This is a genomic window from Leyella stercorea, from assembly GCF_021531355.1.
Lineage (GTDB): Bacteria > Bacteroidota > Bacteroidia > Bacteroidales > Bacteroidaceae > Prevotella.
Window position 1 is genome coordinate 1 of record NZ_JADYTS010000062.1, and the last position, 16,098, is coordinate 16,098.

Here is a 16,098-nt window from a genome sequence, read left to right on the forward strand (position 1 = left end):
AGTAAAGTGTGGTGACATCATAGAATAGCACACCGATATTTCCACCGAACAGTTTCGCAGTATGGCGCACGCTGATGTCCTGTACGATTTCGTGCTGATGGTCGCTAAGCTTGTCAAGATAGCGATAGATTTTGGAAAGGTCCACATCCTCGTCAAAGTGGTTTTTCAGATATTCCACCGTAGCAGCCTTGCTCGTCGGATATGCCAAACGGGCCTTTACAAGCTTGCGGAACACATCATCGTCAATACGATTGAAACCAATCCGGTCAAACGTGCGGTCCAATATCAATTCGCACCCGTTGAGAAGGATGTTGCTGACATTGGACAGAACACGGCGGACTTCTTCTCGCTCACGGTCACACGCCTCACGCTCCTCACCATATAAATCGAGTTGTGGATGGCGCCGAGATTCTTCTTTTGAAATCCATTCATGACCTGCATTTACGAGACTGTCTATTTCGTTTGAATCTTTGGCCACACCAATAGTAATCAACTCTTTGTAAATGCCCTTTGTTTTCTCTGCAACAACAACACTTGTTGTTCCAGACCGATTCTTCTTTCTTTTGACAAACATTGTTAAAAAACCTTTTGCGTACCCCAAAATAAGGGTATGCAAAGATACAAAATATTGTTTATCAACCAATTACAAAATGGACATTTTTGAGTGACGAAGTCAGGAAAAAAATTAGTTATCATAGAGAGGGTACATCAATACCCAATTATACGGGCTGAAAGCCCAATAAGCACATAGCCCAGGGCAACGCCCTGAGGTAAAAAGCCACCAAAAACAATGCGCCCTGTAAGGGCAAAAGCGTTAATTATCAATGCTTTTGCCCTTACAGGGCGTTTTGCTTTTTTCAATCCGTAGACCCAAGGCGCTGCCTTGGGCTATGTGCTTATTGGGCTTTCAGCCCACTTTGTATAAGTTTTAACAAACCCTCATTTTTTATGGGCGACGTTATGAGTTCGGGCAGATTGTACGTCTTCATGAATGTCTCGTAGAACGAGGGCGACTTCTGTGGCAACACGAAAGGCTTGTCGAAGCGTCCGGTCGTTGTATTGAAATGGGCGAAATAAGGTCGTGCCCATCCTCCGTCCATACGCTTGCTGCTGAACACCATCCATCTGCCAGTAGACGACCATGTGTGGAAACTGTCTACATCCTTGCTGTTTATCTCTTCTATACGGCGCACCTTGCCTGTCTTGGTATCAAGAATGGCGAGGTCGGCTTCTTTGTGCCATATAGAGAAGTTGCCATAGTCGAACTCCACAAACACCACATATCTGCCATCGGGCGACACACGAGGCAAACTGACAGTATGCTTTGTGGCACTCGCCTCATACACACACTCAGGCTTGCCAAAAGCCTTTGCCTTGGCATCGAAGCTGACACGCCAAAGGTCGTAGCGCAGACTGTCGAGGGGAGTGTTCTTGGTATAGGCATTGCCACGGCAGAAGTACAAAGTCTTGCCGTCGGGAGTCCAAGCGGGGAATGTCTCCATGGCATTGTCGCCACTAAGCTCGGGCGAGGTGATTATAACGTCGTTGGCAATGTCATAGACACCAAGATCGGCTGCAAGGTCGCTCACCTCAATAGGCTTCTGTCCGCTTGAATGGAAGAACTGCTGTATCTCGTTCATCGAGAAAGCTATGAACTGTCCGCTTGGATGCCATCCGGCATAGGTAGCACCCATTTTTACAGTAGGACACTTTGGAGCTACCTTCTTCACCTTGCCGTCGTGACTGATAAGCGTGCCGCCATTCTTGCCACGCACATGCAGCATAAAGTCGCGCGTGGAGTTCTGACGGAACGTGTGGCAATTGATACATTGCTTGCCGAAGTCACGGTTTTCGAGTATTGGTGTCTCGTCGTAGTTGGTAAGATTGCGCTGGTATATTCCCATCTCGTTCCACAACTCATAGCCAGGATACAAGAGTCGGTAGACCAAGTACTGGTCGATAGTGTCGCCACTCACATAATTTGTTATAGGCTTGTATTCGGTCCATTTGCCGTCGCGCTTCACTCCAACGGCTATCTGTATCTTGCCATTTTTGTTGTCGGCGAGCATCTTGTGCCAAGAGTCTTCGGGAATAATCACTTCGTTATCGGTAGAAGCTTCACGATAGTATTCCTTTCCTCCGGCTGTCATCACTACCTGATAAGCTTCGCCCTCCTGATTGATGCGGAAATTGGCAGGAGCAATATTAACGGGCAGAGTCACACCCGTATAATCAGGATATATCTGCGCCTGGGTGTTGGCGTAGACATCAGCCTTCTTATAGCCACCCTCACATGAAGCAAGCAGCAAAAGAGCGGCGAAGGAGAATATTGTTGATTTAATATTGATTTGCATCTTCGTATTGTTTTTGAACTTATCGTGTCCTTATTTCTTTAATCGGTTGCCATACGGGCTGACATAATTGAGGTAGAACCAGTAAGTATTACCGAATTCTGCCTGCAACGCAGCTATATTTCCAGTTTGTGCAAGCTGAGCATACTGTTGGAAACGGTTCTGCGTATCGCTACTTGGCTGCAATCCCTTGGTGTCATTGCCACCAAGCTGATAGACAAGCAGAGCCTCATCGAATATGCGTGGCATCTGCTTGTAGAAGCTGCTGGCAAGCGGAAGGTTCTCAACAAAGCGTGGCAGATTGTTGGAGAGCAGAAGGTCGCACATCAGATACTCGTATGCCATGCGGTTGTGCGGGTCTTGCGTGAGCACATATTGCAGATTAGGACCTATGTTGAGAATGTTTACGAAGTTGGCTTTCTCTGGTTCCTTTATGCTGAAAGCTCGCAATCCTTCTATCTGTCCGCTCTCTACACAAGCCTCCAGTCGGTCAGCCTCATCCTTATAGAACAGACTCTGGCGCAAACGTGCTATGTATTTACGGGCTATCGTCTTGCGACGGTTGATGATGTTGTAGCGTGCAAGGTTGATGAGTCGTGGAGCCGTCTCGCCCCACACCACCATAGACTCAAATTCCCAGTGCTGAGCATCGTTGATGCAACCGAGCTGTTCAAGCAGATAGTGACCATACTCAGTCTCGCGTGTGCGGCTCTGCCACGGGAAGTAAAGGGCATTGATGCCTACAACGGGCTGATAGTCGAACAGACGGTCGAGCAGCACACCATTGTTGTAGAGGGCAATATTGTGGAAATAGAAAATAAGCGGATTGGGCTGTCTCTGATTGTCAAGATAGCGTTCGGTATGATGCAAGGCTTCGTCCCAGTTATGACGGTCTATGGCTTGCTGCGCCTTAATCATGCGAAACTCGCTCATCGAGAAAGTGCGCAAGAAGCTATAGCCCGATGCTAAAGATATGACTACTAACGAAACGATTGAAACTGCTGCATACTTCCAACCTTTGAGTTGAAATTGTCTGATTGTCTTGCCCTTTGCCAAGAAACATGCCGGCACTGAAAGAACGGCTAAGACTATAAATGCCCACACCACAACCGACAGAGTATGCGACAAGCCTGCTGTCCACACCCAAAAGGCAAGCGAGGGAATGAGCGAAAGGCGCAATATGTCCTCACGACGTGTGAGCGCAGTAAGTATGCGCCACGACATAAGATATATTGCCGTGAGCAAGCCTGACATTACTGCCGCGCCAAGTAGTGGATAATAGAAAAACTGCACGACAAAAGCCGTGAGCCAGCCGGTAAGTGTCTGGCTATGGTAATAGTCGGCTGTATAGAGAAACAGCTGATGCTGCTCGTTGTAGTACAATACATGCGACAGCAAATCGGTGTATGACGCAAAGAATACGCCAAACAGCACAAGGGCTAACAGATAGTGGAGAGACTTTCTCATTTACTGAATTCGTAAGTTAGCTAAGGTTAATACAAAAAGGAGTGTGCCATAAAAGGACTCATACTCATCCTTATTGACACACTCCAATTTATTATTTACGTTTTATGTTTTCTTAGTTCTTGCCATAACCCGGGTTCTGCTTGAGTTTCGGGTTGAGGTCCATCTCTGTCTGCGGAATCGGATAGATGTAGTTGTGGTCAGAATACTTGCTGCCCGGAAGCTCTACATGCTCTGTACCTACGTACGGAGTGAAGTTCTCGCCATTGAGAGTCCAAACCATACTGTGATACTTGCGGTTGAGCACTTCCTTAGCGTCTCCCCAACGACGGAGGTTCCACTTACGTATGTCGCCCTCAAGCGCAAACTCTACACGCCACTCGTTCTTGATACGCTTCAAGAGGTCGGCCTGTGTTCCGCAATATGTAGGCTTGCTGGCATCGGTCTTCTGCAACGCTGGCATACCCACACGTGCACGTACCTTATTGACTGCATCGAATGCCTCCTGACAGAGCGGATTGAGATTGTTCATAGCCTCAGCATAGGTGAGCAGAACCTCAGCATAACGGATAAGCACATAGTCCTTGCCCATGTCCCAACCCTGCGATTGAGGATTGATAGCAGGGTCAAGCCACTTCTGCTGATAGTAGCCAGTCTCAGTAGCATCACCATGACGACCTATACCAGTGGTGCCACTGCTTGCAAGAGGAGCAACCTTGATTGTAACACCATACATAACCTCGCCGTCGTGCAGAACGTTAACCTCAAGACGCGGGTCGCGATTGGCAAACGGATTGGCTGGGTCGAAAATCTGAGAGAGCTGTCTTGCTGTCGGGTTGCCGTTACTATCACGTGCCACTACGCCAGCAGCACTTGACTCATATATCGGGCTACCGTCCTTATCCTCGAAAGCATCGACAAGATCCTGAGTCGGGTCCATACCACCCCATCCGAGTGTCGGGAATGCTTCCCAACCAATAAGGTAGTTGGTACGGTCAGGTGCATTATACTGGATGACAAGTATATTCTCGCAGCAACCGTCGGTCTCCTCCCAGAACAGATTGGCATACTTGCCTGTGTTGTCCTTGTCCCAGAGGTCGTATACGCCTGCATCCATGATTGCCTTAGCCTCGTTGGCAGCAGTCTGGTTGTCGCCATAATACATGGCAGCACGCATCTTGATGGCACGGGCAGCACCCTTGGTGATACGGCCGTAGTTGGCTGCATCCCACTCCTCAGGAAGAGAAGCGATAGCCTTATCAAGGTCCGCCATTGCCTTGGCGTAAACATCCTCGCGTGAAGACTGTTCTGTATTGTTCAGGTCAGCCAATGTCAGAGGCTTGTCAATATAAGGTACCGAGCCGAAACTACGGATAAGGTCCCAATACAGATAGCCACGGAAGAAGTAAGCCTGACCTTCCAACTTCTGACGGGTAGCATCGTCCATTGATACGGAAGGCAGCTTCTCAAGTGCGAGGTTTGCCTCACGGATGTATGTGTAGCTACTCTTCCAACCATAGTCAGAGGGGTCGTAAACACCCTTTGCCTCGTTGCCGGCAGCCCACTTGATACCCATTGTAGCGTCGTCGGTGTTGATTGCTTCGTCAGCCGACCAGCCAAGACTGTTGTACATATCGCTGATGTACATCTCAGCATCAGTGCTTGATTTCCAGAAGCTGGCGTCAGAAAGTTCCTCCTTCGGAGCCTTATCAAGAAAATCACTACAAGATGTGAGTGCAGCAACTCCAGCGAACGCTAATGCTATATTTAATATATTATTTTTCATTTGTTCTGAGTTGTTTTAGAATGTAAGTTTAAGACCGCAAGAAATCTTTCTGACGTTGCTGTACGACCAGCCACGGCTGTTGCCCGACTCTGGGTCAAGACCCTTGTCAAGACCTGAGATAGTGAAGAGGTTCTCGCCTGTGAGGTATACCTGAGCAAACGACAGACCTATGCGGCTGATAAGATCTGAAGGCAGAGTGTAAGCCAATGTAAGGTTCTTCATACGAAGATATGAAGCATCCTGCAGCCAGAATGTAGAGAACGCATTGTTGGTCTGCGATGAAAGTGACAGACGTGGGAAGTTGCCGTTAGGATTCTCCTCGCTCCAGCGATCCCAGTGCTTGTTCAAACATGATGCACTATTGAAGAATGCGTAAGAAGCCTCACCATTGTAGTAGCGCTTAGCATCGAATGCACCCTGCAGAAGACCGCTCAACTCGAAGTTCTTGTAACCTACGCTGAAGTTGAAACCACCAGTCCACTTAGGCATCTGGTTGCCGATAATCTGACGGTCGCCAGCTGCTGTAATCTTGCCGTCGCCATCAAGGTCCTTATAGCGGATATCACCAAGCTTCTCATTGCCTGTGCGCAGCGGACCATTCTTGAGTTCTTCCTCTGTACGGAACAATCCGTCGGCTACGTAGCCATAGTATGAGCTGATAGCATAGCCCTCAAGGTTCCAGATGTTGCTATCTGATGTAGGACCTTCGGTACCAGCCATATCGATAATCTCGTTCTTGTTGTAGCCCATATTGAGTGAGAGGTTGTAGCTCCAATCCTTACCGATACGGTTGTTATGGCCAAGCACAAGCTCAAAACCACGGTTCTCTACGCTACCTACGTTCTGTGCAGGTGCCGACAAACCGATAACGCCCTGAAGCGGCAAGTAGAGAAGCATGTCGTTGGTCTTCTTCTTGTATACCGAAAGCTCCATTGTCAACTTGTTGTTGAGGAAGCCGGCGTCAATACCAAGCTCGTAGTTGGTAACGGTAGCCCACTTCAGCTGGTCGTTGACAAGGCGGCTCTCATAAGCTGTAGAATACAGTGAGTTGCCGAACATGTATGAACTGTAAGCATAGGTAGGAACAGCAGGATAGAGGTCACTAGAAGACAACTCCTCGTTACCGGTCTTACCCCAACCCAGACGAAGCTTAAGGTTGCTCAACCAGTCAACATTCTTCATGAAAGCCTCCTCAGAGATACGCCAACCTGCTGAGAATGCAGGGAATGTACCCCAACGAGAGTCCTTAGGGAAGCGTGAAGAAGCGTCGCGACGTACGTTAGCCTCAAAGAGATACTTGCCGGCATAGTTGTACTGCAAACGTCCGAAGTAAGAGAGACGAGTCATCTCTGTACCACCATTTGAGTTCTTCTGTGAAGAAGCATCGAGAGTGTTGAGCGACTCACCGAGGTTATTGTTACCACCACCCTTACGTGAGGCTGTTACATAGCGACTCTTAACGTCGTACGACTCCATACCTGCAAGTACGCCAAGATTATGGTCGCCAAACGACTTATTATAGTTTACAAGAATCTGACCTGTGAGATAATCATAGTTGTAATTATTTACATAACCCTCACGCTGGCCTGAGTTGTATGTGCCATAGCCCCATGTCTTCTTGAATCCAATCTGATCCTGGGTCCAGTTGCGCCATGAGTATACACCCTTGATGCTGAGATCCTTGATAGGCTTGATTTCTGCCGAACCAATGAGGAATACCTCCTGGTCGATGGTCTTTCTCCAGCCTGTCTTATCTCTACCCTGTACAGCTACAGGGTTGTCAACACCAACGTATTTGAAGTTGCCATCCTCGTCATAAACAGGATCTGTAGGATGCGAACGAGACACACCCTGAATTACCTGATTATATCCGTTCCAAGAATCCTGCTTTGTGCCACGATAGCCCGAAGCATTGAGTCCGAGAGTGATGTATTTGTTAATCTCTGATGTGATGTTCATGCGGGCGTTGATACGGTTGTAGTCAATGTCCTTTGTCACACCTTCCTGGCCGAGGTAGCCAAGATACATGTTGTATGTAGTCTTGTCGTTACCACCGCTGAGCGAGAGGTTGTGCTGATGCTCGAAACCGCTACCAGTAAGAGCCTCCTTATACCAATCGGTGCTTGCAAGTTCGCCTGTGCGATACTTCTCTACAGTCTCGTCAGAGAAAGGCTTCTTTGCGCCCGGGTGGTCGTTGAGGTAAGCCTCGTTGTAGAGGTAAGCATAGCCGTAAGCATCAACGAGGTCAAGCTTGGCAAGAAGTGACGACCATGAGAATGTGGCGTTGTAAGAAACTGTGGTCTTGCCGGTCTTACCCTTCTTTGTAGTGATAAGGATAACGCCGTTGGCAGCCTGCACACCATAGATGGCAGCTGAAGCAGCATCCTTCAATACTGTTACCGACTCGATTTCGGCAGGGTTGATAACGTTCATCGAACCCGGCACACCGTCAACGATAACGAGTGGAGAGGCAGCGTTCACTGAGTTCTTACCGCGTACTGTGATAGAAGCGTTCTGGCTACCAGGAGCACCCGAAGTCTGCACAGCAGTAACACCAGCCATCTCACCAGCAAGAGCTGACGAAAGGCTTGATACCGGACGTGTGGCAAGCTTCTCGGCATTCATAGAAGCTACGGCACCAGTAAGGTTCTCCTTCTTCTGTACACCGTAACCTACTACCACAAGTTCGTCGAGAGTCTGTGAGTCGTCCTTAAGAACTATGGCAACATTGGCCTTTGCCTTGACCACCTGCTTAAGATAGCCAATTGAACTAATCTCAAGTTCTGCACCGGCAGGTACATCGAGTGTGAAATTACCGTCAATGTCGGTAACTGTTCCGCCAGTAGAGCCTTTCACCTTTACTGACGCGCCGATTATCGGCTCGCCGTTAGCGTCCTTTACAGTACCCTTGACGGTTTGTTTCTGTTGATTGTTTGTTAGTAGAGCAGCGTTTTCATGTACGTTTGTGATTTGAGAGGCAAACAGCGGTTTTACCCCCCCCGCCAGCAAAACGGACAGCATGAGAATCCGTGCGTTGTTAAAATAGGAGTTTTGCATAAACATGCTTTGTTTTTGGGTTCCTAACAATTATTGTTTGTATAGGCAGACATAGGAACCTTTGTCAGCCTTCTGGTTAATTATTTCTAAAGTCGTTATATAATTGGGTTGTCTTAAGATTGTGCTGCAAAGATAAACATAATTTACATAACTAAAGCTAATATTTTTAGTTTTTTTTTAGCTGGACTGTATTTTAACAAATTACGGAGCAAACAAGCAACCAGAACGTCGGACTACAGATTGCTTAAGGCATATAACGGTACAATATCTACATGACGAACTGCGTCGTGGACTTCATTGTCAGCATATTCAAACTCTCCAAAATTTTCCAAAGATGTACGTATAGCGTTATGAAGTCCCTTTTTCCTCATAAACAGCCATAGACTTTGCATGCTACCTCGCGTACTTGCTTTAACTTCTATCGGCAGAACTACGCCGTTCCTTGTCACAAGATAATCTATTTCTGCATTTGTTCCTCTTGACATATTCTGCCAATAATACATTTCTGCCTTTTGAAAACAATCGTGATTCTTGACCAATTCCAATCCTGCGAACATTTCTGAAGCAGCACCTTTATTAACAAAATCCACATCTGAGGAAAGAAGAATATTCGCTGCTGGGGTTCCAAGCATTGTCTGCATAAGTCCAAGATCCAAAAACAGATATTTAGTATAACTACTATTTTCTTCTGCACCGAGCGGCACCCCATTTCCATCACTATGGGTGACCGGCTTTATCAACCCAGCCAATGCCAACAGATGCAAGGCATCCTTTATCACAGACGAATGAATATCATCAGCCACCTGACGGAACACAAACTTACTACCAGCCTGCAAAGCAACAGACCTTAATACTTTTCTTAATAAAGCAGGAGATACACGCGATTTATATTTAGAAAAGTCGTCTTGATAAGTATCAAGAATATCATTATGTATATGTGTACATTCTATATAACTCTTCGACTCTATCCATTCTGTAACAGCAGCTGGCATACCACCTACAAGATAGAACGACTTCAACTGCTCCACCAACATATTATGCACGGCTTCTGGAAGCGGTGATGTTGATGTTGCTTTACGTTTAAAAACGACCGTAGTATCAAGTCCTTGCGCCAAAAGAAATTCATCAAACGAAAACGGATACATATATAAAGAACGTATTCGTCCAACTCCAAACGATGGCAACTCCTCAAGTGCGAACTCTAACAACGAGCCAGCAGCTATTACATGCAATTCAGGATAATCCTCTTTAAAATAGCGAAGAGACATTATTGCCTCTTGGCTAACTTGTATTTCATCAATAAAGAGCAAGGTTTCACCTGCAACAAAAGGGATTCCCATTGTCGCACTTATTGCCTCACATGTCCTATGCACATCTATATCTTTTGTGAAAAGTTGCTTTATTGATGGTTGGCTCTCCAGGTTTACCTCTACAAAGTACTTAAACTCCTTGCCCAACTGTCTGACTGCTGTCGACTTACCAACCTGTCTTGCGCCTCGTATAAGGAGCGGTTTTCTTCTTACAGAATCCTTCCATTCCAATAGTTTTGCATCGATATTTCTCTTGTAGTATGCCATTATTTTATAATTCATTGGTTTTCAGCGCAAAGATACCACTTTTATCCAAAAGTCAAGGCATAAAACTGTTAAATTCATCCAAAAGTCAAGGCATAAAACCGTTAAATCCATCCAAAAGTCAAGGCTAACATATTAACAATTTCTCTTTTGTAATAACGGAATCCATAAACAATCTATTTTACATTGTCAATCATATTTTGTGCTACATTGTAATCTTTACCGTCAGAGGCCCAACCGCTCATCCACAATCCGGCAAACGTCAGCATGCCGTTGAGCATAAGCAGTTCGTAGCCGAACTTGTAGCCCCATAGGCTTTGGGCGGCAGTGTCGATGGCGAAGCACAGCAATGGCGAGGCTATGGCTATGTAGGGCACGAGGTGGTCGGCTACGGGGCGACGTGTCGTCAAGCCGAAGGCGAAGAGGCCGAGCAGCGGACCGTAGGTGTACGAGCACATTACGTAGATGGCATCTATAACGCTGGTGGAATTGAGCATTCGGAACAGCAGGATGAACGCTACAAACACTACGGCAACGCCTATATGTGCACGTCGGCGCAAACGCTCGTCGGCAGGACGCTGGCGTATATCGACACAATAGCTTGTGGTGAGTGCCGTAAGAGCGGAGTCGGCACTTGAGAATGATGCAGCTACTACACCTATGGTGAAGAGCACCGTCACCATACTGCCCAACCTGCCTGTAGCCGCAAACATAGGCAACAGTTCGTCGCCACTTGTCGGCAGAGCTATGCCGTCGCGTTGTGCCAGCATCATGAGCAGTACGCCGAGCGACATAAACAGCAGGTTGGCAGGCACAAAGGCGAATCCATACGTACACACATCCTTCTGCGCCTCGCGTAGCGTGCGACACGTGAGGTTCTTCTGCATCATGTCCTGGTCGAGTCCTGTCATAACGATGGCTATGAAGGCACCGCTGAACAACTGCTTCCAGAAGTTCTGCGTAGAGAAGAAGTCGTCCATCACAAACATACGGCTATGCGTGTCGGCTGCTATGGCACGCACCGCCTCGGGCACACTCATTCCCAACTGCCCCACCACATTATATATAATAAGTATAAGGGCGGCAAACATGCACGTGGTCTGGAACGAGTCGGTCCATACGAGCGTCTTTATTCCACCACGACGCGTGTACAGCCATATAAGCAACGTCATGCCAACCACCGTCACCACGAAGGGCACGCCTATGGCATCGAGCACAAAACGTTGCAGAATGATGCACACCACATAGAAACGTACGGCGGCTCCCGTCATCTTCGACACGAGGAAAAACCACGCTCCCGTCTTGTACGAACGCTCGCCAAGACGCCCCTGCAGATAGGTGTAGATGGTGGTGAGATTGAGTCGGTAATAAACCGGCAGCAGCACAAAGGCTATGACGAAATATCCCAGGATGAATCCTATACACGTCTGGATGTAGGTCATGTCGATGCGCATGGTCATGCCAGGCACACTGACAAACGTTATGCCCGAGATTGACGCGCCCACCATGCCGAACGCCACCATATACCACGGCGAACGACGGTTGGCACGAAAGAAAGTTTCGTTGTTGGCATTACGATGTGCCGTGAGTCTGCTGAACCCCATAAGAGCAGCAAAATACAGAATTACTGTTAAGAGTATAAGCATTATTTAAATCATTGAACTTTCGCAAGTTCAGAAGTTAATGGAATTAAAGAAGTTATCACTCCCTTTGGTCGTTCAAGAAGTTAACGGACAATAGCTTTATTGCTTAAACAACAGGACATTTGTCCATTCGCTCGGCTTTGCCGCTTGCCTGAGCAAGAACTTCACGAGCGAAGCGAGTTATCTTCCTATAACTTCCTATAACTACTTTCGCTTGCGAAACTTAATTAAATCATTAATCGCGTGCAAAATTACTGTTTTATATTTATTTGAGCTAACTTTGCAGTATAATAGTGACATATTTTTAAGACACATGCAATGCATATGAAACAATTAACTAATAAATTTGTGAAGACCAAATGGATAGCTATTATGAGCCTAAGAGTCTTCATCGGACTGTTTTTGTTTACCGCACTTGTCAGCGGACGCCCCAATGACAAGGCTGTGATGCTGCGCGGCACCGTCGTCAATCAAGACGGAGTCGGTATTGAGGGCGTAGTGGTCAACAACGGACGCGAGTTCTGCAGCACAGACAAACGCGGCACATGGAAATTGCCTACCGACACAACGGTGAGCAAGTTTATAGCCATATCCACTCCACGCGAATATGTACTGCCGCAGCACAACGGACTGGCTGCCGGCTACTACATACCCGTGGGCGAAGCAATGACCCACCGCACTGCCAACAAATTCACCCTGGAGCGACGCGACTCCATATCCAACCGCTTCCACTACATCGTAGTGAGCGACCCGCAGATACTCAATGCTCACGACATGAAGCGATGGCGCAACGAGACGGTTGACGACATAATGCATACGGCAAGCCGGCTGCGCAAGACGGGCGACGTGATAGGAATGTCGCTTGGCGACGTGGTGTTCGACAACATGGCGCTGTATCCACAGTATGTCAACTCTATCAAAAGCCGCCGTATGACTTTCTTCCAGTGTATAGGCAACCACGACTTCGACAAACGGCATGCCGACCTGCACAATTCCGAACCTGGTGTGGAGGAGTATGCCGAAAAGATATTCGGCAAGTATTTCGGACCTGTCAACTACTCGTTCAACATAGGCCGATGCCACATCATCACGATGAAGAACATCGACTATCGTGGCGGATGCAAGTATGAGGAGCAGTTTACCGACGCCGAACTGCAATGGCTGGAGCGCGACCTCAGCTATGTACCGAAGGACATGGTGGTGATACTTAACATGCACGCACCGGCATGGAACAAGATGGAGACCATCGACAACATTCTCAATGCCGACCGTCTGGCTGAGATACTCGCCCCATACGAGGCACACGTCTTTGCCGGACACACCCACTTCTTCGAGAATGTGGAGGTGACACCCCGACTCTATCAGCACAACATTGCAGCAGCTTGCGGAGCTTGGTGGACAAGTACGCTCAACCGCGATGGCGCTCCCAACGGATATATGGTGGTGAACGTTGACAGCACCGACCTGAAATGGTCGTACCGTGCCGTTGGCCACAAGCAGAACATACAGATGCGTGTGTACAAGCCGGGCGAATTCGCCTCGCAGCGCGACTACGTGGTGGCTAATGTATGGGACTGGGATCCGCATTGCCGCGTGGTGTGGTATGAAGACGGCAAGTACAAGGGACAGATGCAACAGTTCACATCGTACGACGATGCCTTCCTCAAGACCAAGCCACGCAAGCACCAGCTGGCACTGACGCAGCACCTGTTCCGCGCACGCCCTACATCCAAGAAGTACCGCCGCATCAAGGTGATATTCATCAACCGATTCGGTGCCACATTCAGCTATTCCATCGAGAACCTCAATAACAGACCGTTCCTGTTGGAATAGTTGAGAGTTGAAAATTGAGAGTTGAGAGTTATGATTTGAGATTTTATTTGTAACTTTGCAACCACCTTAAGCTACAAAGCATAAGATAATTTACTAAAAACTATAATATTTATGAGAATCAAATCAACAAATCTGTTGCGTCTCGCCGTTTTTTTTCTGTTTATGGCGATGACAGCAATTGCTCAGGCGGCAACCGACGATTTCGACGTGCTTATGCAACGCATACGCAAAGACTTCAGCCGCAATCCCAACATCGAGGCTACATTCAAGCAGTATGACGCCCAAAAGGGCGCCTTCACCGACATCGACTACTCACGCGACGACCTTACCAACTGGCCACCGCTCAAGCACCTTGAGCGTCTGCAGCAGTGGGCTGCAGCCTACACCAACAGCAAGAACAAGCACTATGGCGAGGACGCTCTCTACGAAAACATAGTAAAAGCTCTGCAGCATTGGCAGAACGTCAACCCCAACTGCCGCAACTGGTGGTATAACCAGATAGCCGAACCGCAGTCGCTCGGCATCACTCTCATACTGCTGCGCTCTGGAAAGAAGCAGGTGCCGCACGAACTTGAGACAGCCATACTCAACCGTATGCGCGAGGAAGGCGGCGACCCTGCCAAGTGGACCGGTGCCAACCGTACCGACATCTGCCTGCACTGGATCTATCGCTCATGCCTTGAGCGCAACGAGAAAGACCTTGTCACAGCCATGCAGCTCGTATTCGACCCCGTGCGCTACACCACAGAGGAAGGTTTCCAGCACGACAATTCATACTTCCAGCACAGCGTTCAGCTGTACATCGGTGGCTATGGCGACGAGGTGTTGAAGGGCATAACACAGGTGGCAATGTACGCATTGGGCACCAAGTATGCTCTCCCTGCCGAGAAGGTGCAGATACTGAGCAAGTTCATGCGCGAGACTTACTATCAGACTATACGCGGACAATACATGCTTTGGGACGTTATGGGACGCAGCGTGAGCCGTCGCAACATGCTCAACAAGAAGGATAAGGCTAAGTTTGCACAGCGTATGATTGAGCTTGACCCCGAACATGCCAACGAATTCCGTCAGATTATCGACCGCATGAACGGCAAGCAGCAGCCTTCGTATGCCATTCAGCCTCGCCATACACACTATTTCCGTGCCGACTATACTCTGCACGTTCGCCCTGGATATATCTTCGACGTACGTATGGTGTCCAATCGCACGGCACGTCTTGAGTATGGCAACCGCGAGAACCTCAAAACCTACTTCGCAAGCGACGGATGCAACTCGCTCGTGAAGCACGGCGACGAATACTTCAACATATTCCCCACATGGGACTGGGCACGCATTCCGGGCACAACGGCTCCGCATCTCGACGAGATTCCTCTCGCCAAGAAAGACTGGATGCAGCCTGGCACATCGAAGTTTGCAGGTGGCGTGAGCGACTCTATCTATGGAGCTACTACATACGCCTACAACGACCGTTGGGACGGCATCAATACCGAGGCTAAGAAGTCGTGGTTCTTCTTCGACAACGAGATTGTTTGTCTCGGCGCTGGCATCACCTCAGACAACGAGGCTCCGATAATGACTTCGCTCAACCAGCGTCTTGCCAACAGAGGCGACAAGCTGACTTATGCCAACGTTAAGGGTGCTGCCACAGAAGGCACATCGGCTGAGGGCAACAACGTAGCATGGGTGATGTACGACGGCGTTGGCTACGCTATGCCTAACGGCGGAAACGTAAAGGCTGAGATTAAGAAGCAGTCGGGCACATGGCATGCCATCAACCAGACTCAGATTAAGACCGAGCAGACCAACGACGTATTCTCTGTAACGCTCAACCACGGTGCAAAGCCCAACAACGCCACATACGCCTACATCGTAGTGCCTGAGGCTAACACAGCCGACCGTATGGCTGAATATGCCAAGCACAAGCACATCGCCATTCTGAGCAACACGCCGCAGATTCAGGCCGTTCAGCAGACTGACCTCAGCGTATGGCAGGCTATATTCTACGAGGCTGGTCAGTATAAGGACAAGAACATCACCATCACTGCCGACCGTCCGTGCGCTGTAATGGTGCGCCGCATGCCTAACGGCTCTACCGTAATGCATGTGGCTGACCCTGCCCAGAAGCAGCAGCCCATCAACATCAGCGTGAAACTGAAGGGCATGAAAAAAGCCGCAACCGTAAACTGCGACTTCACTGGTACCGGTATTTATGCTGGTGCGACAAAGAAGTATACACTTTAGAATAAAAGCCCCACCCCCGGCCCCTCCCCCGTAGGGAGGGGAGCGGTATGCTTTGCCACTTGCGAGTTTATTCTAATAATCAATAGCAAGAAATATATAGCAAATAGTGCATATCACTCCCCTCCCTACGGGGGAGGGGCCGGGGG

8 protein-coding genes and 1 pseudogene are annotated in these 16,098 nt (G+C 48.5%); 2 read left to right on the plus strand and 7 right to left on the minus strand.

Annotation, left to right across the window (positions count from 1 at the left end):
- The 7 genes and pseudogenes from I6E38_RS11595 to I6E38_RS11625 all read right to left on the minus strand — a co-directional run.
- Positions 1 to 574: pseudogene (locus I6E38_RS11595) on the minus strand (IS1634 family transposase); the annotation flags it as partial.
- A 322-nt stretch (positions 575 to 896) separates the two neighbouring features.
- Positions 897 to 2,354, minus strand: a complete 1,458-nt coding sequence (locus tag I6E38_RS11600; protein WP_262912372.1) for a TolB-like translocation protein — start codon at positions 2,352 to 2,354, stop codon at positions 897 to 899.
- A gap of 30 nt (positions 2,355 to 2,384) precedes the next feature.
- Positions 2,385 to 3,818 (minus strand): DUF6057 family protein, encoded by a 1,434-nt coding sequence (locus I6E38_RS11605; protein WP_235394145.1) that lies wholly within the window; start codon positions 3,816 to 3,818, stop codon positions 2,385 to 2,387.
- 112 nt (positions 3,819 to 3,930) lie between these two features.
- Entirely contained in the window at positions 3,931 to 5,601 is a 1,671-nt protein-coding gene (locus I6E38_RS11610) for a RagB/SusD family nutrient uptake outer membrane protein (RefSeq protein WP_235394146.1), read from the minus strand.
- A gap of 15 nt (positions 5,602 to 5,616) precedes the next feature.
- Complete coding sequence (locus I6E38_RS11615; RefSeq protein ID WP_235394147.1) at positions 5,617 to 8,622, minus strand: SusC/RagA family TonB-linked outer membrane protein; 3,006 nt, start codon at positions 8,620 to 8,622, stop codon at positions 5,617 to 5,619.
- 269 nt (positions 8,623 to 8,891) lie between these two features.
- Positions 8,892 to 10,235 (minus strand): ATP-binding protein, encoded by a 1,344-nt coding sequence (locus I6E38_RS11620; RefSeq protein ID WP_235394148.1) that lies wholly within the window; start codon positions 10,233 to 10,235, stop codon positions 8,892 to 8,894.
- Between the two features lie 173 nt (positions 10,236 to 10,408).
- Positions 10,409 to 11,878 (minus strand): sodium:solute symporter, encoded by a 1,470-nt coding sequence (locus I6E38_RS11625; RefSeq protein ID WP_235394149.1) that lies wholly within the window; start codon positions 11,876 to 11,878, stop codon positions 10,409 to 10,411.
- Between the two features lie 321 nt (positions 11,879 to 12,199).
- On the opposite strand from I6E38_RS11625, the gene I6E38_RS11630 reads away from it, so the two are divergent.
- Together I6E38_RS11630 and I6E38_RS11635 are read left to right on the plus strand one after the other, a co-directional pair.
- Positions 12,200 to 13,708, plus strand: coding sequence for a calcineurin-like phosphoesterase C-terminal domain-containing protein (locus I6E38_RS11630; RefSeq protein WP_235394150.1), 1,509 nt, complete (start codon positions 12,200 to 12,202; stop codon positions 13,706 to 13,708).
- 111 nt (positions 13,709 to 13,819) lie between these two features.
- Complete coding sequence (locus tag I6E38_RS11635) at positions 13,820 to 15,952, plus strand: polysaccharide lyase 8 family protein (RefSeq protein WP_235394151.1); 2,133 nt, start codon at positions 13,820 to 13,822, stop codon at positions 15,950 to 15,952.
- Positions 15,953 to 16,098 lie beyond the last annotated feature (146 nt).

Coding starts and splice junctions, on each gene's coding strand:
- I6E38_RS11600 (WP_262912372.1), bottom strand. CDS start 2,354: ATGCAAATCAATATTAAATCAACAATATTCTCCTTCGCCGCTCTTTTG.
- I6E38_RS11605 (WP_235394145.1), bottom strand. CDS start 3,818: ATGAGAAAGTCTCTCCACTATCTGTTAGCCCTTGTGCTGTTTGGCGTA.
- I6E38_RS11610 (WP_235394146.1), bottom strand. CDS start 5,601: ATGAAAAATAATATATTAAATATAGCATTAGCGTTCGCTGGAGTTGCT.
- I6E38_RS11615 (WP_235394147.1), bottom strand. CDS start 8,622: ATGCTGTCCGTTTTGCTGGCGGGGGGGGTAAAACCGCTGTTTGCCTCT.
- I6E38_RS11620 (WP_235394148.1), bottom strand. CDS start 10,235: ATGGCATACTACAAGAGAAATATCGATGCAAAACTATTGGAATGGAAG.
- I6E38_RS11625 (WP_235394149.1), bottom strand. CDS start 11,878: ATGCTTATACTCTTAACAGTAATTCTGTATTTTGCTGCTCTTATGGGG.
- I6E38_RS11630 (WP_235394150.1), top strand. CDS start 12,200: ATGAAACAATTAACTAATAAATTTGTGAAGACCAAATGGATAGCTATT.
- I6E38_RS11635 (WP_235394151.1), top strand. CDS start 13,820: ATGAGAATCAAATCAACAAATCTGTTGCGTCTCGCCGTTTTTTTTCTG.